The following is a 17,657-nucleotide window of genomic DNA, read 5'->3' on the forward strand; positions in this document are numbered from 1 at the left end:
TTTCCCTTTCCGGCGGTTCCGACTCTATCAGATCCTTTCGGGCCTGATTCCCAGTCAGCGGGATTGTCTTCCCGACCCGTTGGGCCGTTCCGACGAGTGAGACTTTAGCGAATCCCTTGCCCCGACGCTAATCGGGCTGCGTTCATTCGAACGCGGATCCTGCATTTCGCAAAAGCGCACGGAAAAACGAAACGACGACGTAGGTACGGCGTCGCTCGCCTGGAGTGGTTCTTGCGGAATGGCTGTCCGGGGACCGACCGGAGTCGGCGCTCACGTCGGACAACTCGGAGAACACTACGGATCCCGCAAACCCGTGTCAACCCGGGTCCGGCCACGTAGTCTGGAGGCATGACAACGCGCGTGTGCAACCTCCAGTGGTGGGCCGCCTGACGGCGGCCGGCACACACGCATGCACTCAACGGCCGCCGCCTCGGCGGCCGTTCGCGTTTCTCCCTCCCGGTGGGGGTCGGCCGCAGGTGGTGGCGGCCTCCATCAGAGGAAGAGAAGGGGAGAGCGCGATGACGCGGATCTTCAGTGGGGTCAAGCCGACGGGGCACCTGACGCTGGGCAACTACCTCGGGGCCGTACGGCGCTGGGTCGAGGTGGAGCAGCACCGGGCCGAGGCCCTGTTCAGCGTGGTGGACCTGCATGCGCTCACCGTCGAGCACGATCCGGCACGGGTGCGGCGGCTCAGTCGGCAGGCGGCGACCCTGCTGCTGGCGGCGGGGCTCGATCCGCGGCGCTGCACCCTCTTCGTACAGAGCCACGTGGACGAGCACGCGCGGCTGTCGTACCTGCTGGAGTGCACGGCGTACGACGGGGAGCTGCGGCGGATGATCCAGTACAAGGAGAAGGGGACGCTGGCGCGGGCGGCCGGGCAGAGCGTGCGGGTGTCGCTGCTGACGTATCCGGTGCTCATGGCGGCGGACATCCTGGCGTACGGGACCGACGAGGTGCCGGTGGGTGAGGACCAGGCGCAGCACGTGGAGCTCACGCGGGATCTGGCCGTGCGGTTCAACCAGCGGTACGGGCACACGTTCACCGTGCCGAAGGTGACGCGGCCCGCGGTCGCGGCGCGGGTCAGGGACCTGCAGGACCCGACGTCGAAGATGGGGAAGTCGCACGAGAACGGGGCCGGGATCGTCTATCTGCTCGACGAGCCGGACGTGGTGCGGCGGAAGGTCCTGCGGGCGGTGACGGACAGCGGGCGGGAGGTGGCGTACGACCGGGACGCCCAGCCCGGGGTGGCGAACCTGCTCGATGTGCTGGCGGCGTGCACCGGCGGGGACCCGGAGGTGCTGGCCGGTGGGTACGCGTCGTACGGGGCGCTCAAGAAGGACACGGCCGAGGCGGTGGTGGAGCTGCTGCGGCCGCTGCGGGAGCGCCACGCGGAGCTGGTGGCCGATCCGGGATATGTGGAGGGGGTGCTGAGGGAGGGTGCCGAGCGGGCCCGGGCGATGGCCAGGCCCGTGGTGGACCGGGCCTACCGGGCGATCGGGCTGCTGCCCGCCGCCTGACGGCGCCCTCCCGGGCTTCGGTCGTCAGCCGTTGCCGGAGGCGAGCTCGCGGCTGCGGTCGCGGGCCGCCTCCAGGGCCGCGATCAGGGCGGCTCGTACGCCGTGGTTCTCCAGCTCGCGGATGGCGCTGATCGTGGTGCCGGCCGGGGAGGTCACAGCTTCGCGGAGCTTGACCGGGTGCTCGCCGCTGTCGCGGAGCATGACGGCGGCGCCGATGGCGGCCTGGACGATCAGGTCGTGGGCCTGGGCGCGGGGCAGGCCCAGCAGGATGCCGGCGTCGGTCATGGCCTCGACCAGGTAGTAGAAGTACGCCGGGCCGGAGCCGGAGAGGGCGGTGGCGGCGTCCTGCTGGGTCTCGGGGACGCGCAGGGTCTTGCCCACGCCGCCGAAGATCTCCTCGGCGTGGACGAGGTGCTCCTGGGTGGCGTGGCTGCCGGCCGAGATCACGGACATGCCTTCGTCGACGAGGACGGGGGTGTTGGGCATGACCCGGACGACGGGGGTGTCGGCGGCGAGGCGCTCCTCGATGAAGGAGGTGGGGATGCCGGCGGCGGCGCTGATGACCAGGCGGTCGGGGGCGATGTGCGGGGCGAGTTCGTCGAGGAGCTTCCCCATGTCCTGCGGCTTGACGGCGAGGATGAGGGTGTGGGCGCGCTTGGCGGCGTCGGCGTTGCCGACGGGCTCGACGCCGTAGCGGGTGCGCAGCTCCTCGGCGCGTTCGGTGCGGCGGGCGGTGACGAGGAGGTGCTCGACCGGCCAGCCCGCGCGGATCATGCCACTGAGCAGGGCTTCGCCGATCTTGCCGGTGCCGAGGACTGCGACTGTCTGGGTCATGGCTCTGTTCACCTCGCCGGGGGAGTACGTGGGGCCATCCTCGCACCAGGGGCGGTGGGGCGGGTGGGGTGTCCGAGGAGCGGTACGGCGTGGGCGCCCGGGTGGGCCGGAACCGAATGGTCGCGGCGGCGGTCCTACCGGGCGGCTGGTGGGCGGGAAGGAGGACGGTCGTGTCCGGTGACCTGTCGGGTGGCGTGTCGGACGACGGTGAGGGGGGCGAACTGCGGTTCGTCCTGCGGGATCTGGGCCGTACGGGTGGTGAGGTGCGGCGGCCGCACGAGGTGCGGGCCAGGCACAGACGGGCGGTGGGGGCCGGGCTGGTCACGGTGGCGGTGCTCGGCGCGGCGGCGGTGGGCGGGCAGGGCGCGCCCCATCCCCCGCCGCCGCCTCCGCCGCTCCGTACGGCGTCTCCGCATCCGCCTCCCGCGGTTCCGCGGCCCCCGCAGCCCGCTCCTCACCGGACAGCGCCCCCGTCCACCCCCTAGGCGGTGCGGCGGCGGAGCGTGGCGGCGCCGAGGGTGAGGACGAGGAGGGCGGAGGCGGCGACGACCAGGGCGTCCCGGACGAAGTCGGCGGTCATGTCGGTGTGGTGGAGGACCTGGACCATGCCGTCGACGGCGTACGACATGGGGAGCACGTTCGAGAGGGCCTCCAGGAGCGGCTGCATCCGGTCGCGCGGGGTGAACAGGCCGCAGAGCAGGAGCTGCGGGAAGATCACGGCCGGCATGAACTGGACGGCCTGGAACTCGGAGGCGGCGAACGCCGAGACGAACAGACCGAGCGCGGTGCCCAGCAGGGCGTCGAGGAGCGCCACCAGGAGCAGGAGCCAGGGGGATCCGACGACGTCGAGGCCGAGGAGCCAGAGTGCGAGGCCGGTGGCGAGGGCCGACTGGACGACGGCGAGCAAGCCGAAGGCGAGGGCGTAGCCGGCGATGAGGTCCGCCTTGCCGAGCGGCATGGCGAGGAGGCGTTCCAGGGTGCCGGAGGTGCGTTCGCGCAGGGTGGCGATCGAGGTCACCAGGAACATCGTGATCAGCGGGAAGATGCCGAGCAGCGAGGCGCCGATGGAGTTGAAGGTGCGGGGGCTGCCGTCGAAGACGTACCGGAGGAGCACGAGCATCAGGCACGGGACGAGCAGCATCAGGGCGAGGGAGCGCGGGTCGTGGCGTAGTTGACGCAGGACGCGGGCGGCGGTGGCGAGGGTGCGGGAGCCGTTCATCGCGGGATCTCCTGGCGGGCGTCGGCCGCATCGGCAGCCTCGACGGCGTTGGCGGCGTCGGCGGCGTCGACGAGGCGGAGGAAGGCCTCTTCGACGGTCCGGGTCTCGTGGCGGCGGCGCAGGGCGTCGGGGGTGTCGTCGGCCAGCAGGGCGCCGTCGCGCAGGAGGAGCAGGCGGTGGCAGCGTTCGGCCTCGTCCATGACGTGGGAGGAGACGAGGATCGTGGTGCCCCGCTCGGCGGCGATGCGGTGGAAGAGCTGCCACAGGTCGCGGCGCAGGACGGGGTCGAGGCCGACGGTCGGCTCGTCGAGGACGAGCAGGTCGGGCGTGCCGAGGAGGGCGACGGCGAGGGAGACGCGGCTGCGCTGGCCGCCGGAGAGCTCGGGCGTGCCGAGGAGGGCGACGGCGAGGGAGACGCGGCTGCGCTGGCCGCCGGAGAGCCGGCCCGCGAGGGCGTCGGCGTGGGTGGTGAGGTCGACGTCGGCGAGGGCGCGGGCGACGGAGGCGGCGCGGGCGTCGCGGTGGTCGCGGCCGGGCCGGAGGACGGCGGCGAAGTAGTCGAGGTTCTGCCGGACGGTGAGGTCGTCGTAGACGGAAGGGGCCTGGGTGACGTAGCCGACGCGGGCGCGCAGGGCGGGGTCGCCGGCGGGGCGGCCGAGGACGGTCAGGGTGCCGGTGACGTTGGCCTGGGTACCGGCGATGGCGCGCATGAGGGTGGACTTGCCGCAGCCGGAGGGGCCGAGGAGGCCCGTGATCCGCCCGGGCGGCAGGGCGAAGTCGAGGCCGCGCAGGACGGTGCGGGGGCCGCGGACGACGGTGAGGCCACGGGCTTCGACGGCAGCACCGGAGTGGTTATTCACCATGTGATGAATAGTTGCGCGCGCGGGAGGACCCGTCAAGGGCTCGTCGTGGTCCGGTGCTGGTGCCGATGCTGGTGCTGGTGCCGGCTACTTCCGCTTGTTGCGCTTGCGGGCGGCGGGGTTGCCGGCGCGGGTGGCGCGGCGCTTCTCGTACTGGGCGCGGGCCGTCTCGTACTCGGCGCGCGCCAGCTTCTCGCCGGGCGCCTCGGTGAGGGAGCGGAAGAAGTAGGCGAGGAGGGAGCCGATGAAGCCGATCGCCTTGAGGCTGCGGAGCGCGTCCTCCCGGGAGGGGTCGGCGGGGCGGCGCGTGAAGCCCTGCCACGTCCTGCTGAACGCGATGGCCGTGCAGACGGCGAACATGACGACGACCAGGCCGTTGACGAAGCCGCCGACGTCGGCGATGGCCAGGCCCTGGTAGGCGAAGCGGAGGACGAGGGCGCCCGCGACGGCGGCGGCGAGCGAGCCGGCGGCGGCACCGGCGCGCCGCAGCCCGTACCCGCCGTCGTGGTCGACCCAGGTCGTACCGAAGAAACGGAGGGGTTCGGGCCGCGGCCCGGCGATCGTTTTGTCTGTCTGGCCTGTCTCGTCGTCGCTCACGGGCTCGATTATCGCCGGAGCGGCGGTACGGCGGTCAGGAGCAGCGCGGTGCGACGTACCCGTCGGTGCCCGTCTTCACGTACGCGTCGGAGACGAACTCGCCGTCCGCGATGTTGTCCCAGAGGGCGGTGGTGCCGTACGGGCCGGTGATGCGCTCGCCGGGCTTCTGGCAGTAGACCGGGACCCTCACGTCGTACGGGAGGGTCCGGATGATGCGGTACTGGGTGCCCGGGCCGGAGCGGACGTTGACCCGGTGGCCGGGGGCGATCGGGTAGCGGACGACGTCGGCGGCGGCGAACGCCTCCGTCGCGGCGGTCTCGACGGCCCCCGCGGACTCGATGGTCCCGGTGGTGGTCCCGGTGGTCTCGGTGGTGTTTTCCATGTGGGCTGTGGCCCTTCCCCGTTGTGGTGAGCTGCGTTGCGCAGGGCTTCACGCTGTGCGACGCGCAGGCTAGCAAGCCCCACCGCCATCGGCCGCACCATCGACTAGGCTCCGTGCGTCGCATGCGCGGCCGAATATCGACGGGGACCACGGGGGTGGGCGATGCCGCCGGTGCCGGGATACGCCGGTCAGTACCGCCTGGAAGCACGTCTCGGTGCGGGCGGGATGGGCGTCGTACACCTCGCCCGGTCGGCGTCCGGACTGCGCCTCGCGGTGAAGGTGGTGCACGAGCAGTACGCCGCCGACCCGGAGTTCCGGGCCCGTTTCCGGCAGGAGGTGGCCGCCGCCCGCAGGGTGAGCGGCGCCTTCACGGCGCCCGTCGTGGACGCCGACCCGGATGCCGAGCGGCCGTGGATGGCCACGCTGTACGTGCCCGGCCCCACGCTCGCCGCCCAGGTGAAGCGCAACGGCCCCCTGGCCCCCGCCGAGCTGCGCCGGCTGACCGCCGGTCTCGCGGAGGCGCTGCGCGACATCCACCGCGCCGGTGTCGTGCACCGCGACCTCAAGCCCGGCAACGTCCTGCTCACCGACACCGGACCCCGCGTCATCGACTTCGGCATCTCGCGGCCCGTCGACAGCGACCTGCGCACGGAGACCGGCAAGCTGATCGGGTCGCCGCCCTACATGGCGCCCGAACAGTTCCAGCGACCGAGGGAGGTCGGCCCGGCGGCGGACGTGTTCGCGCTCGGTTCGGTCCTGGTGCACGCGGCGACCGGGCGGGGGCCGTTCGACGACGCGAGCCCGTACATCGTGGCGTACCAGGTGGTCCACGACGAGCCGGACCTGGCCGGGGTACCCGCCGACCTCGTGCCGCTCGTCGGCCGCTGCCTGGCCAAGGAGCCGGCCGACCGGCCGACGCCGGACGAGATCATGTCGGAGCTGCGGCCGCCCTCGTACGAGGCGACCGCGTTCATACCGGCCCAGCGCCGCCGGGAGCCTCCGGCCGCGAAGCCGGCTCCGGCCGAACCGGTTGCAGAAGGACCGCTTCCGGAAGGACCGGCCTCAGAGGAACCGGTTCGCCGTCGTCGCGCCCGGTGGCCCCTCGCCGCGGCCGCCGTCGTCGCGCTCGTCGCGGGCGGTGGCGGCACGCTGTGGGGCTTGAGCGGCGGTTCGAGTCAGACGACGGCGCCCCGGACCGCCGAGGCCGCCGGGGCGGTGGCCTCCTTCTCGCCGTGGCGTGCGCCGCTGGGCACGTCCGGTGGTGACGCGGCGCCCGTGTGCGCGTACGCGGACGGCGCCTTGTACTGCGCGGCGCGCGGCAGCGGCCTCGCCCGGCTCGACCCGCGCGACGGGCGGGTCGTCTGGTCGCGCAACGCGGCGGACGGCGAGGCGTCCGGGGCCGTCGAGCCCGTCCAGCCGGTCGTGTCCGGGGGCCTGGTGCACACGGTCGCGCACGGCACCCTCCGTACGTACGCGGCCGACGACGGCACGCCCGCGTGGAGCGCCGACCTCTCCGCGTACGGCGGCGACGTCCACCACGCCGGGGACACGGTGCTCTTCGCGGCACCGTCGGGCAAGGTCAAGGGTGTCGACGGGGCGACGGGGCGGACGCGCTGGCAGCACGTGCTGCGCGGCCACGCCCACCCGCGCTTCGGCCCGTACAGCGCGGAGACGGGTCTGGTGTACGCCTTCGAGGTCGCGGGGACGGGGGCGAGCACGCTCGTCAGCGCGGTGCGGCCGGGGGACGGTTCCGTCGTCTGGCAGCGGCGGCTGGACGGGCACCTGACTCCGGTGGGCACGACGTCCGGCGGCGTACTGCACCTGACGTCGCGGGACCGCGACTCCCAGACGGACGCGCTGGTGCGGTACGAGCCGCAGGGGCGCGCCGTCCACCGCGTACCGCTGCCGTTCCCCATGGCGGAGCCGCAGGTCGCGGTGGACGGGGACACGGCGTATCTGCTGGCGCGCAGCGGCACGCTCGTCGCCGTCGACACGGAGCCGACGCAGGCGAAGGAGCTGTGGCAGCTGGAGACGTCCACGGGCCGGGTGTCCCGGCCGGTGGTGGCCGCCGACGGCGGGCGGCTGTACTTCACGGCGGCCGACGGCAGGCTGCTGGCCGTCGACACGGCGCGCGCGGCGGTGCTCGGCCAGACCGAGCCGAGGCTGCGCGGCGGGAGGCTCGGCTACGCCGCCTCCCTGCCCGCGCCCCTCGTCACCGCCGACGGCGGCGCGGTCGTGGCGACCGCGCCGGACGGGTCGGTCTTCGCCGTGGAGACGAAGAACCCCAGCGCCTGGTGATCAGCCGAGCTTGGTGACGTCGCGCACCGCGCCCTTGTCGGCGCTCGTCGCCATCGCCGCGTACGCGCGCAGCGCCGCCGACACCTTCCGCTCGCGGTTCTTCGGCGCGTACACGCCACCCAGCGCCTCGCGGCGGGCGGCCAGCGTGGCATCGTCGACGAGCAGCTCGATGCCGCGGCTCGGGATGTCGATGCGGATGCGGTCGCCGTCCTCGACGAGCGCGATCGTGCCGCCGCTCGCCGCCTCCGGCGAGGCGTGGCCGATCGACAGGCCGGACGTGCCGCCGGAGAAGCGGCCGTCGGTGACCAGGGCGCAGGTCTTGCCGAGGCCGCGGCCCTTCAGGAAGGACGTCGGGTAGAGCATCTCCTGCATGCCGGGGCCGCCCTTGGGGCCCTCGTAGCGGATGACGACCACGTCGCCGTCCTTGACCTGCTTGTTAAGGATCTTCTCGACGGCCTCCTCCTGCGACTCGCAGACGACGGCCGGACCCTCGAAGGTCCAGATCGACTCGTCGACACCGGCGGTCTTCACGACACACCCGTCGACGGCGAGGTTGCCCCGCAGGACGGCCAGACCGCCGTCCTTGGAGTACGCGTGCTCGGCGGAGCGGATGCAGCCCTCGGCGGCGTCCACGTCCAGCGAGTCCCACCGCTCCGACTGCGAGAACGCCTCGGCGGACCGGCGGCAGCCGGGCGCGGCGTGCCACAGCTCGACGGCCTCGGGCGACGGCGAGCCGCCGCGCACGTCCCAGGTCTTGAGCCAGTCGGCGAGGGAGGGGCTGTGGACGGAGTGCACGTCCTCGTTGAGCAGCCCGGCGCGGTGCAGCTCGCCGAGGAGGGCGGGGATGCCGCCGGCGCGGTGCACGTCCTCCATGTAGTACGTGCGGTCCTTGCCGACGTTGGGCGCGACCTTGGCCAGGCACGGGACGCGGCGCGAGACGGCGTCCATCTCCTCCAGGCCGAAGGGGACGCCCGCCTCCTGGGCGGCGGCCAGCAGGTGCAGGATCGTGTTGGTGGAGCCGCCCATGGCGATGTCGAGGGCCATGGCGTTCTCGAAGGCCGCGAAGGTGGCGATGTTGCGCGGCAGGACCGACTCGTCGCCCTGGGCGTAGTACCGGTCGGTCAGCTCGACGACCGTGCGGGCGGCGTTCTCGTACAGGGCGCGACGGGCCGTGTGGGTGGCCAGGGTCGAGCCGTTGCCGGGGAGGGAGAGGCCGATGGCCTCGGTCAGGCAGTTCATCGAGTTGGCGGTGAACATGCCGGAACAGGACCCGCAGGTCGGGCAGGCGTTCTCCTCGATGCGGAGGATGTCGGCGTCGGAGATCTTGTCGTTGGCGGCGTCGGAGATGGCGTCGACCAGGTCGAGCGTGCGGACCGTGCCGTCGACCAGCGTGGCCTTGCCGGCCTCCATCGGGCCGCCGGAGACGAAGACGGTGGGGATGTTGAGGCGCAGGGCGGCCATCAGCATGCCCGGGGTGATCTTGTCGCAGTTGGAGATGCAGATCAGGGCGTCGGCGCAGTGCGCCTCGACCATGTACTCGACGCTGTCCGCGATCAGGTCGCGGGAGGGCAGGGAGTAGAGCATGCCGCCGTGGCCCATGGCGATGCCGTCGTCGACGGCGATCGTGTTGAACTCGCGCGCGATGCCACCCGCCTTCGTGATCGCCTCGGAGACGATCCGGCCGACCGGCTGGAGGTGGGTGTGGCCGGGCACGAACTCCGTGAAGGAGTTCGCGACCGCGATGATCGGCTTCCGCCCGATGTCCGCACCGGGTACACCGGAGGCGCGCATCAGGGCGCGGGCGCCCGCCATGTTGCGGCCGTGGGTGACGGTGCGGGACCTCAGCTCGGGCATCGTCGCTCGCTCCTTAACGAAGAGGACAAAGAGGTGTCTTCTTCGAGCGTACGCGGTGTCTCCAAGATCTGGACATGACGTCCGGAGAGTGGGACGCCCGGCTCACGCCTCGGTCTCCCCGGTCGCCTCCGTCGCCTCGATCTCCTCGGTCAGGTAGCGCTGGAGCGCGGGCGCCACCATGGCCACGATCCGCTCCGGGTCCGCCGAGGCCAGCGGCTCGACGCGTACGACGTACCGCAGAATCGCGATCCCGATCATGTGGGAGGCCGCGAGCTCGGCCCGGAACTTCGGGTCCGGTACGCGCAGCTCGCCCGCCACCCGCTCCAGCAGCCGCCGCAGGACGAAGCCGCGCAGCACGGTGGCGGCCGCCTCGTGCGTCAGCGCCGAGCGGAGGATCGCCAGCAGGGGCGCGCGGGTCGCCGGGTTCTCCCAGACACCGAGGAACGTGCGGGCGAGCCGCTCGCCGACGCCTTCGGGGCCCGCGCCCAGCACGGCCGGCACGACCAGGGCGGGCTCGAAGGACATCTCGATGGCGGCGGCGAAGACGTCGTCCTTCGTACCGAAGTAGTGGTGGACGAGGGCCGGGTCCACGCCCGCCGACCTGGCGATGCCGCGCACCGACGTCTTGTCGTACCCGCGGGCGGCGAACTCGGCGCGCGCGGCTTCGAGGATCCGCTCGCGGGCGCCCGGTCCTTCGGCGGCGGCGTCCCGTGGCGGGCGCCCCCGCCGCCTGGGCCGCTCGCTCACGGCGTACGCGCGGAGGAGGCCAGGTGCAGCCGGGTGAAGGCGAGCGCCTCCGCCAGGTCGGCCTCGCGTTCGGCGGCGGACATCGCGCGCCGCGTGTTGACCTCGATGACGACGTGCCCGTCGAAACCGGACCGGGCGAGGTACTCCAGCAGCTCGGCGCACGGCTGGGTGCCGCGCCCCGGCACCAGGTGCTCGTCCTTCGCCGAGCCCCGCCCGTCGGCCAGGTGCACGTGCCCGAGGCGGTCCCCCATGCGGGCGACCATGTCCATCGCCTCCACGCGGGCGGTCGCGGTGTGCGAGAGGTCCACGGTGTAGTGGCGGTAGTCGTCCTTGGTGACGTCCCACTCGGGCGCGTACGCGAGCATCTCGCGGTCCCGGTAGCGCCACGGGTACATGTTCTCCACGGCGAAGCGGACATCGGTCTCGTTCGCCATCCGCCAGATGCCGGTGACGAAGTCACGGGCGTACTGGCGCTGCCAGCGGAACGGCGGATGGACGACGACGGTCGACGCGCCGAGCTTCTCGGCCGCCGCCTGGGCGCGCTGGAGCTTCACCCACGGGTCGGTGGACCAGACCCGCTGGGTGATCAGCAGACACGGCGCGTGGACGGCGAGGATCGGCACCTGGTGGTAGTCCGAGAGCCGGCGCAGCGCCTCGATGTCCTGGCTGACCGGGTCGGTCCACACCATGATCTCCACGCCGTCGTAGCCCAGGCGCGCGGCGACCTCGAAGGCCGTCGCCGTCGACTCCGGATACACCGAGGCCGTCGAGAGCGCGACCTTCGCCTCCGGGATGCGCACCACTGTTTCCGACGGATCTGCCACGAGTGACAGGGTACGGGGCCCGACTAGGCGGTTGGGAGATGGTCGAGGCGGCGCAGGATCACGCCTTCGCGCAGGGCCCACGGGCAGATCTCCAGTTCCTCGACGCCGAACAGGTCCATCGCGCCCTCCGCGACCAGCGCGCCCGCCAGCAGCTGGCGGGCGCGGCCCTCGGACACGCCGGGCAGGGCGCAGCGCTGCTCGGCGGTCATCGCGGCGAGCTTGGGGACCCACTCCACCAGTGACGTACGGCTCAGCACGCGCTGCGCGTACAGGCCCTCGCCGGAGCCGGGCGCGCCGGCGAGGCGGGCGAGCTGCTTGAACGTCTTCGACGTCGCGACGACGTGGTCGGGCGGACCGAAGCGGGCGATCTCGCCGACCGTGCGGCCTATCTCCGTGCGGACGTGGCGGCGCAGCGCCTTCACGTCGTCGGGGGCCGGCGGGTCGCCGGGCAGCCATCCGGCGGTGAGCCGTCCGGCGCCCAGCGGCAGGGAGACGGCCGCGTGGGGCTCCTCGTCCATGCCGTACGCGATCTCCAGCGAGCCGCCGCCGATGTCGAGCAGCAGCAGCTTCCCGGCGGACCAGCCGAACCAGCGGCGGGCGGCGAGGAAGGTGAGGCGGGCCTCCTCCTCGCCGGTCAGGACCGTCAGCTCGACGCCGGTCTCCTCGCGGACCCGCTTGAGGACCTCGTCGGCGTTGGACGCGTCGCGGATCGCGGAGGTCGCGAAGGGGAGGACCTCCTCGCAGCCCTTGTCCTCGGCGATGTGCACGGCGTCGGCGGTGATGGTCACCAGGCGCTGGATGCCCTCGGGGCCGATCGCGCCGTCGGCGTCGAGCAGTTCCGCGAGGCGCAGATCCGCCTTGTGCGAGTGGGCGGGAAGGGGGCGGGCGCCGGGGTGCGCGTCCATGACCAGCAGGTGCACCGTGTTCGAACCGACGTCGAGGACTCCGAGTCTCATGGAAGGAACGCTACTGCGCGCGGCGCATACGCTTGGTGTGTGCCAAAGACGAAGAAGGCGAAGAAGGCGAAGCCCGCTCCCTCCGTACCGGCCGCGCCGGTGGAGGGGGACGAGAAGGGGCTGGACTTTCCCCGCGCCTGGGTGGAGTTCCCGGACCCCGCCGACGACGAGCAGGTCTTCCGCTGCGACCTGACCTGGCTCACCTCTCGCTGGACCTGCATCTTCGGCAGCGGCTGCCAGGGCATCCAGGCCGGCCGCGCGGACGACGGCTGCTGCACGCTGGGCGCGCACTTCTCGGACGAGGAGGACGAGCAGCGGGTGGCCGGGCATGTGGAACGGCTCACACCGGAGCTGTGGCAGTTCCACGCCGTCGGTACGGCGTCGGAGTCGGGGTCGGGGACGGAGTCGGGCTGGGTCCAGCTCGACGAGGACGGCGAGCGGCAGACGCGCCGCTGGGAGGGCTCCTGCATCTTCCAGAACCGCCCCGGCTTCGCGGGCGGCGCGGGCTGCGCCCTGCACATCCTGGCGCTGCGGGAGGGGCGCGAGCCGCTGGAGACGAAGCCGGACGTCTGCTGGCAGCTGCCGGTCCGCCGGACGTACGACTGGATCGACCGCCCCGACGACACGCGGGTCCTGCAGATCTCGATCGGCGAGTACGACCGCCGGGGCTGGGGCCCCGGGGGCCATGACCTCCACTGGTGGTGCACTTCGGCGACGTCGGCGCACGGAGCGGGCGATCCGGTGTACGTGACGTACCGGCCGGAGCTGACCGAGCTGATGGGCAAGGCGGCGTACGACGTGCTGGTCGAGCTGTGCGAGGCGCGGCTGGCCGCCCAGCTGCCGCTGCTGGCTCCGCACCCGGCGGACCCGCGGCCCTGAGCCCTCACGGCGACGGCGCCTCCGTGGCGGGCGGCGCCGACGGCGACGCGGTGTCCGAGGGGGAGGACGGCTCCGGCGGCGGGGAGGAAGGGGTGGGCGGCGTCGGAGCCGGGTCCGGGGACGGCGGCGGCGTCGAGGCCGGCGGGGTGGACGGCGGAGCCGGTGTCGGGTCCTGAGCCGGCGGCCGGGGCGAGCCCTCGCCGTCGAGTTCGACGATCGCGCCCGCCGGGTCCACGCCCACGCGCGCGGTCCAGGGGCCGGACGGCTCGCGGGCCCGGTCGACGGAGACGTACACCGCGAGGGACTGGCCCGGGGAGAGCGTGCCGGAGGAGCGGCTCGCGTAGAGCCAGGGGGCGTCCGTCCACAGGGACCAGGTCACCGGGGCGCCGCCGGACGCCGTGAGCGTGAGCATCGTCGTGTCGTCACCGGCCGGCTGCGCGGTGACCGTGATGCGTCCGGGGCCCGGGCGGCCGGGCTGCGAGGGCGGGGCGGGCGTGCCGGTGCTGATCACCTCGACGGAGACCGCGCCGCGGCCGCCGGGCTCGCTGCGGGCGTTGCCCGCGTTCGCGTACCGGTCGTACTGGTGGTAGCCGTCCTGCGACGGGTCGGGCGCGCCGTGGCCGGCGGCCGCCTCGTCGGCCTCGCTCGCGCTGATGGCCGTCCCGTCGCGCGGCTCGCCGGTCATCGGGGCGCCGCGGTACGCCGCCCAGAGCGCCAGCACCGGGGCCGCGACGACCGTGGCGACGACCGTCGTCGTCACCGCCCGCGCCCGCATCCGGTCGCGCCGCGCCGCGTGGTCCTTCGGGTCGAGGGGGAAGCCGTCGCGGCCGAACCGCGGCCCGGCCGCGCGCGCCCGCCGGACGTGCAGCATCGCCACGTACGCCGCCGCTCTCGGCGCCTCGACCAGCGGGAGCCTGGCGGGGGTGACCGACGAGCCGGGCCAGGGGCCGCCCGCCCCGGCGCGCTCGGCGGCGCGGCGGCAGCGCGGGCAGTCGTCGACGTGCCGGACGAGCTCGCGCCGCAGCGCCGCGGAGAGCAGCACCTGGTGGTCTCCGGTGAGCCGGGCCACCGCCGGGCAGGACCCGGTCTCCACGACGGCGAGCGCCGCGCGGGTGCGCTCCACCTCGCACGCCGCCGCCGACAGCAGCTCGCGCGCCGCGAGCGGCTCCATGCCGAGCACCGCGGCCACCTCGCGGGAGCCGAGCTGGTGGCGAACCGCCAGCTCCAGGGCCTCGCGCTGCTGGGGGGTGGTACCGGCCGCCTCCGGCCAGGCGAGCAGGGCCAGTTCGCGGCGGCGGTGGTCGGCGGTCTCGTCCGCGACCTGGGCCGGCGGTGTCTCCTCGGGAGCGGGGGCCGGGGCGGGGCGGCCGGTGTGCGCGCCCTGCCGGCGGCGCTTCTCGCGCTGCTCGCCGAGCTCGCGCAGGCAGGCCCAGCGGGCGAGCGCGTACAGCCACGCCTTGCGCTCGGTCTCGCCGGCGGGACACCGCCCGGACTGCCGCTCGGCGATGGCGAGCACGTCGCCGAGCACCGCCGTCGCCACGTCGTGGTCGCACAGGACGGAGAGGCAGTACGTGAACAGCCCGTCCAGGTACGGCTCGTACCGCGCGGGCGGGCGCTGGGCGAGGGTCCGGGCGCCGGTCCGGGCCGCGGACCGGCCCGAGGACCGGGTGGTGGTCCGCTCCTCGGCCCCGGCGTCCCGGGGCGCACCGCGCCGCGACCGGTGTGCGCCGGTGGTGTACGTGGGGGGCTCCAGCCTGCTGCTCATCACCCGGCCGACCGTAGGCGGGCGAAGGCACACTCTTCGTAGCGCTTCGGCTCTTTTAACACTTACGGGTGAACGTATCCCTCAAAAGAGGACAGGACGTTTTGCCCTCGCCACGTGACAAACGGTATATGCCAGCGGCTCGAACACTCGGCATCCTTCGCGAAGAAGGCGTTGTCAGAAGCGTTGCCAGAGGCATTGTGAGAGGCGCTGTCAGTGGGGGCCGCTACGGTTTGCGCATGGCTGCCCGTACGAAATCCACCAAGGACCGGCCCTCCTACCGCTGCACCGAGTGCGGATGGACGACCGCCAAATGGCTCGGCCGCTGCCCCGAGTGCCAGGCCTGGGGGACGGTGGAGGAGTACGGCACGCCCGCGGTCCGCACGACCGCCGCCGGGCGGGTCTCCACCGCCGCGCTGCCCATCGGCCAGGTCGACGGCCGCCAGGCCACCGCCCGCTCCACCGGTGTGGACGAGCTGGACCGCGTCCTCGGCGGCGGCCTGGTCCCGGGCGCCGTCGTGCTGCTCGCGGGCGAGCCCGGGGTCGGCAAGTCCACGCTCCTGCTCGACGTCGCGGCGAAGGCGGCGAGCGACGAGCACCGCACGCTGTACGTCACGGGCGAGGAGTCCGCGAGCCAGGTCCGGCTGCGCGCCGACCGGATCAACGCCCTCAACGACCACCTCTACCTCGCGGCCGAGACGGACCTCTCCGCCGTCCTCGGGCACCTGGACGCCGTCAAGCCGTCCCTCCTGGTCCTCGACTCCGTCCAGACGGTGGCCTCGCCGGAGATCGACGGGGCGCCGGGCGGCATGGCCCAGGTCCGCGAGGTCGCCGGCGCGCTGATCCGCGCCTCCAAGGAGCGCGGCATGTCCACGCTGCTCGTCGGCCACGTGACGAAGGACGGTGCCATCGCGGGGCCCCGGCTGCTGGAGCACCTGGTGGACGTCGTGCTGTCCTTCGAGGGCGACCGCCACGCCCGCCTGCGCCTGGTCCGCGGCGTCAAGAACCGGTACGGCGCGACCGACGAGGTCGGCTGCTTCGAGCTGCACGACGAGGGGATCACCGGCCTCACCGACCCCTCCGGGCTGTTCCTCACCCGCCGCGCCGAGGCCGTGCCCGGCACGTGCCTGACCGTCACCCTCGAAGGCCGCCGCCCCCTGGTCGCCGAGGTGCAGGCCCTCACCGTCGACTCGCAGATCCCCTCCCCCCGGCGCACCACCTCGGGACTGGAGACCTCCCGGGTCTCGATGATGCTGGCGGTGCTGGAGCAGCGCGGCCGGATCAGCGCGCTGGGCAAGCGGGACATCTACAGCGCCACCGTGGGCGGCGTGAAGCTCTCCGAGCCGGCCGCGGACCTCGCCATCGCGCTCGCGCTCGCCTCCGCCGCCAGCGACACCCCCCTGCCGAAGAACCTCGTCGCCATCGGGGAGGTGGGCCTCGCGGGCGAGGTCCGCCGCGTGACCGGCGTGCAGCGCCGCCTGGCCGAGGCCCACCGGCTGGGCTTCACGCACGCGCTGGTCCCGGGTGACCCGGGCAAGGTCCCGCCGGGCATGAAGGTCACGGAGGTGGCCGACATGTCCGAGGCGCTGCGGGTCCTCCCCCGCTCCCGCCGCCGGCCGACGGCCGCCGAGGAACCGGCCCCGTGAGCCGGGCCGTGAGCCGGGCCGTGAGCCGGGGCCGTAAACAGGAGCCGTGAACAGGGGGCGGTGAGCCGGGCCCGTAGCGCTGCGGGGACCGCCCGGGGACGGGGTCGCTAGACTTTGCCCTGGTCTCGCCCATCCGTACGAGCCGGAGGAGTGCAGTGGCAGCCAAGGACGGGGCAGCAGGTCCCGGAAAGTCCGGCGCGGGCTCCGGCAACGAGGCGCTGATGCGTGCCTCGCTCAGCGCCGTCGCCCCCGGTACGTCCCTGCGGGACGGTCTGGAGCGCATCCTCCGCGGCAACACCGGTGGTCTCATCGTCCTCGGCATGGACAAGACCGTCGAGTCGATGTGCACCGGCGGGTTCGTGCTGGACGTGGAGTTCACCGCCACCCGCCTGCGCGAGCTGTGCAAGCTCGACGGCGCGCTGATCCTCGACAAGGACATCACCAAGATCCTGCGGGCGGGCGTCCAGCTCGTCCCGGACGCGTCGATCCCCACCGAGGAGACCGGCACCCGCCACCGCACCGCCGACCGCGTCAGCAAGCAGTGCGGCTTCCCCGTCATCTCCGTGTCGCAGTCGATGCGGCTGATCGCGCTGTACGTCGACGGCGAGCGCCGCGTCCTGGAGGAGTCGGCGGCGATCCTCTCGCGCGCCAACCAGGCCCTCGCGACGCTGGAGCGGTACAAGCTCCGCCTCGACGAGGTCGCCGGCACGCTCTCCGCGCTGGAGATCGAGGACCTGGTGACCGTCCGGGACGTCACGGCCGTCGCGCAGCGCCTGGAGATGGTCCGCCGGATCGCCACCGAGATCGCCGAGTACGTCGTGGAGCTCGGCACCGACGGCCGCCTCCTCGCGCTCCAGCTCGACGAGCTGATCGCGGGCGTCGAGCCCGAGCGCGAACTCGTCGTCCGCGACTACGTACCGGAACCCACGGCCAAGCGGTCCCGCACGGTCGCCGAGGCCCTCACCGAGCTGGACGCGCTCAGCCACGCCGAGCTGCTGGAGCTGCCGATCGTGGCCCGCGCCCTCGGGTACACCGGCTCGCCGGAGGCGCTCGACTCGGCGGTCTCGCCGCGCGGCTACCGGCTGCTGGCGAAGGTGCCGCGGCTGCCCGGCGCGATCATCGAGCGGCTCGTGGAGCACTTCGGCGGTCTGCAGAAGCTGCTCGCGGCGAGCGTCGACGACCTCCAGACCGTCGACGGCGTCGGCGAGGCGCGCGCCCGCAGCGTGCGCGAGGGGCTGTCGCGGCTCGCCGAGTCGTCGATCCTCGAGCGGTACGTGTAGTC

General features: G+C 73.6%; 16 protein-coding genes. 6 read left to right on the top strand and 10 right to left on the bottom strand.

Translation table 11 applies throughout. The annotated features are described in order from the left end of the window. The first annotated feature begins 518 nt into the window (after positions 1-518). Positions 519-1,517 (top strand): tryptophan--tRNA ligase, encoded by a 999-nt coding sequence (gene trpS / locus ABZX67_RS22740; protein WP_355362964.1) that lies wholly within the window; start codon positions 519-521, stop codon positions 1,515-1,517. Positions 1,518-1,541: 24 nt separating this feature from the next. On the opposite strand, the gene proC is transcribed toward trpS, so the two are convergent. After that, on the bottom strand, positions 1,542-2,351 hold the full coding sequence (gene proC, locus ABZX67_RS22745) for a pyrroline-5-carboxylate reductase (RefSeq protein ID WP_355362966.1): 810 nt from the start codon (positions 2,349-2,351) through the stop codon (positions 1,542-1,544). Positions 2,352-2,521: 170 nt separating this feature from the next. Here proC and ABZX67_RS22750 point away from each other — a divergent pair, with 170 nt between their 5' ends. Next, complete coding sequence (locus tag ABZX67_RS22750) at positions 2,522-2,836, top strand: hypothetical protein (protein ID WP_355362968.1); 315 nt, start codon at positions 2,522-2,524, stop codon at positions 2,834-2,836. On the opposite strand, the gene ABZX67_RS22755 is transcribed toward ABZX67_RS22750, so the two are convergent. The 4 genes from ABZX67_RS22755 to ABZX67_RS22770 all read right to left on the bottom strand — a co-directional run bounded on the left by ABZX67_RS22755 (position 2,833) and on the right by ABZX67_RS22770 (position 5,409). Further along, positions 2,833-3,570, bottom strand: a complete 738-nt coding sequence (locus ABZX67_RS22755; protein WP_355362970.1) for an ABC transporter permease — start codon at positions 3,568-3,570, stop codon at positions 2,833-2,835. The genes ABZX67_RS22750 and ABZX67_RS22755 overlap by 4 nt on opposite strands. Further along, positions 3,567-4,433 (bottom strand): ABC transporter ATP-binding protein, encoded by an 867-nt coding sequence (locus ABZX67_RS22760; RefSeq protein ID WP_355362972.1) that lies wholly within the window; start codon positions 4,431-4,433, stop codon positions 3,567-3,569. The genes ABZX67_RS22755 and ABZX67_RS22760 overlap by 4 nt, the downstream gene beginning before the upstream one ends. Before the next feature lie 84 nt (positions 4,434-4,517). Further along, positions 4,518-5,027, bottom strand: coding sequence for a hypothetical protein (locus tag ABZX67_RS22765; RefSeq protein ID WP_355362974.1), 510 nt, complete (start codon positions 5,025-5,027; stop codon positions 4,518-4,520). A 34-nt stretch (positions 5,028-5,061) separates the two neighbouring features. Further along, positions 5,062-5,409, bottom strand: a complete 348-nt coding sequence (locus tag ABZX67_RS22770) for an SH3 domain-containing protein (protein WP_355362976.1) — start codon at positions 5,407-5,409, stop codon at positions 5,062-5,064. 225 nt (positions 5,410-5,634) lie between these two features. Here ABZX67_RS22770 and ABZX67_RS22775 point away from each other — a divergent pair, with 225 nt between their 5' ends. Then, on the top strand, positions 5,635-7,707 hold the full coding sequence (locus ABZX67_RS22775; RefSeq protein WP_355362978.1) for a serine/threonine-protein kinase: 2,073 nt from the start codon (positions 5,635-5,637) through the stop codon (positions 7,705-7,707). On the opposite strand, the gene ilvD is transcribed toward ABZX67_RS22775, so the two are convergent. The 4 genes from ilvD to ABZX67_RS22795 all read right to left on the bottom strand — a co-directional run bounded on the left by ilvD (position 7,708) and on the right by ABZX67_RS22795 (position 12,088). Next, positions 7,708-9,561, bottom strand: coding sequence for a dihydroxy-acid dehydratase (gene ilvD / locus ABZX67_RS22780; RefSeq protein WP_355362980.1), 1,854 nt, complete (start codon positions 9,559-9,561; stop codon positions 7,708-7,710). It lies immediately after the preceding gene. Between the two features lie 102 nt (positions 9,562-9,663). Further along, positions 9,664-10,308, bottom strand: coding sequence for a TetR family transcriptional regulator (locus ABZX67_RS22785; RefSeq protein ID WP_355362982.1), 645 nt, complete (start codon positions 10,306-10,308; stop codon positions 9,664-9,666). Then, positions 10,305-11,132 (bottom strand): sugar phosphate isomerase/epimerase, encoded by an 828-nt coding sequence (locus ABZX67_RS22790; RefSeq protein WP_355362984.1) that lies wholly within the window; start codon positions 11,130-11,132, stop codon positions 10,305-10,307. The genes ABZX67_RS22785 and ABZX67_RS22790 overlap by 4 nt, the downstream gene beginning before the upstream one ends. A gap of 23 nt (positions 11,133-11,155) precedes the next feature. After that, positions 11,156-12,088: a Ppx/GppA phosphatase family protein gene (locus ABZX67_RS22795; RefSeq protein ID WP_355362986.1), complete on the bottom strand. Its 933-nt coding sequence runs from the start codon at positions 12,086-12,088 to the stop codon at positions 11,156-11,158. Positions 12,089-12,127: 39 nt separating this feature from the next. On the opposite strand from ABZX67_RS22795, the gene ABZX67_RS22800 reads away from it, so the two are divergent. Beyond that, positions 12,128-12,967 (top strand): hypothetical protein, encoded by an 840-nt coding sequence (locus ABZX67_RS22800; RefSeq protein WP_355362988.1) that lies wholly within the window; start codon positions 12,128-12,130, stop codon positions 12,965-12,967. A gap of 4 nt (positions 12,968-12,971) precedes the next feature. Here ABZX67_RS22800 and ABZX67_RS22805 read toward each other — a convergent pair whose 3' ends face one another. Next, positions 12,972-14,732, bottom strand: coding sequence for a hypothetical protein (locus ABZX67_RS22805; RefSeq protein ID WP_355362990.1), 1,761 nt, complete (start codon positions 14,730-14,732; stop codon positions 12,972-12,974). A 236-nt stretch (positions 14,733-14,968) separates the two neighbouring features. Between ABZX67_RS22805 and radA the strand changes: the two genes are divergently transcribed. Together radA and disA are read left to right on the top strand one after the other, a co-directional pair. Next, entirely contained in the window at positions 14,969-16,375 is a 1,407-nt protein-coding gene (gene radA, locus ABZX67_RS22810) for a DNA repair protein RadA (protein WP_355362992.1), read from the top strand. Between the two features lie 155 nt (positions 16,376-16,530). Next, positions 16,531-17,655 (top strand): DNA integrity scanning diadenylate cyclase DisA, encoded by a 1,125-nt coding sequence (disA, locus tag ABZX67_RS22815; RefSeq protein WP_355362994.1) that lies wholly within the window; start codon positions 16,531-16,533, stop codon positions 17,653-17,655. Positions 17,656-17,657 lie beyond the last annotated feature (2 nt).

Origin of the sequence: Streptomyces sp. NPDC003036 (assembly GCF_040611175.1) — a bacterium.
In the GTDB taxonomy this organism is placed as follows: domain Bacteria; phylum Actinomycetota; class Actinomycetes; order Streptomycetales; family Streptomycetaceae; genus Streptomyces.

Bases quoted from the DNA above. Each gene is read 5' to 3' on its own strand.
- trpS (WP_355362964.1), top strand. From the start codon at position 519: ATGACGCGGATCTTCAGTGGGGTCAAGCCGACGGGGCACCTGACGCTG.
- proC (WP_355362966.1), bottom strand. From the start codon at position 2,351: ATGACCCAGACAGTCGCAGTCCTCGGCACCGGCAAGATCGGCGAAGCC.
- ABZX67_RS22755 (WP_355362970.1), bottom strand. From the start codon at position 3,570: ATGAACGGCTCCCGCACCCTCGCCACCGCCGCCCGCGTCCTGCGTCAA.
- ABZX67_RS22760 (WP_355362972.1), bottom strand. From the start codon at position 4,433: ATGGTGAATAACCACTCCGGTGCTGCCGTCGAAGCCCGTGGCCTCACC.
- ABZX67_RS22770 (WP_355362976.1), bottom strand. From the start codon at position 5,409: ATGGAAAACACCACCGAGACCACCGGGACCACCACCGGGACCATCGAG.
- ABZX67_RS22775 (WP_355362978.1), top strand. From the start codon at position 5,635: ATGGGCGTCGTACACCTCGCCCGGTCGGCGTCCGGACTGCGCCTCGCG.
- ilvD (WP_355362980.1), bottom strand. From the start codon at position 9,561: ATGCCCGAGCTGAGGTCCCGCACCGTCACCCACGGCCGCAACATGGCG.
- ABZX67_RS22795 (WP_355362986.1), bottom strand. From the start codon at position 12,088: ATGAGACTCGGAGTCCTCGACGTCGGTTCGAACACGGTGCACCTGCTG.
- ABZX67_RS22805 (WP_355362990.1), bottom strand. From the start codon at position 14,732: ATGAGCAGCAGGCTGGAGCCCCCCACGTACACCACCGGCGCACACCGG.
- radA (WP_355362992.1), top strand. From the start codon at position 14,969: ATGGCTGCCCGTACGAAATCCACCAAGGACCGGCCCTCCTACCGCTGC.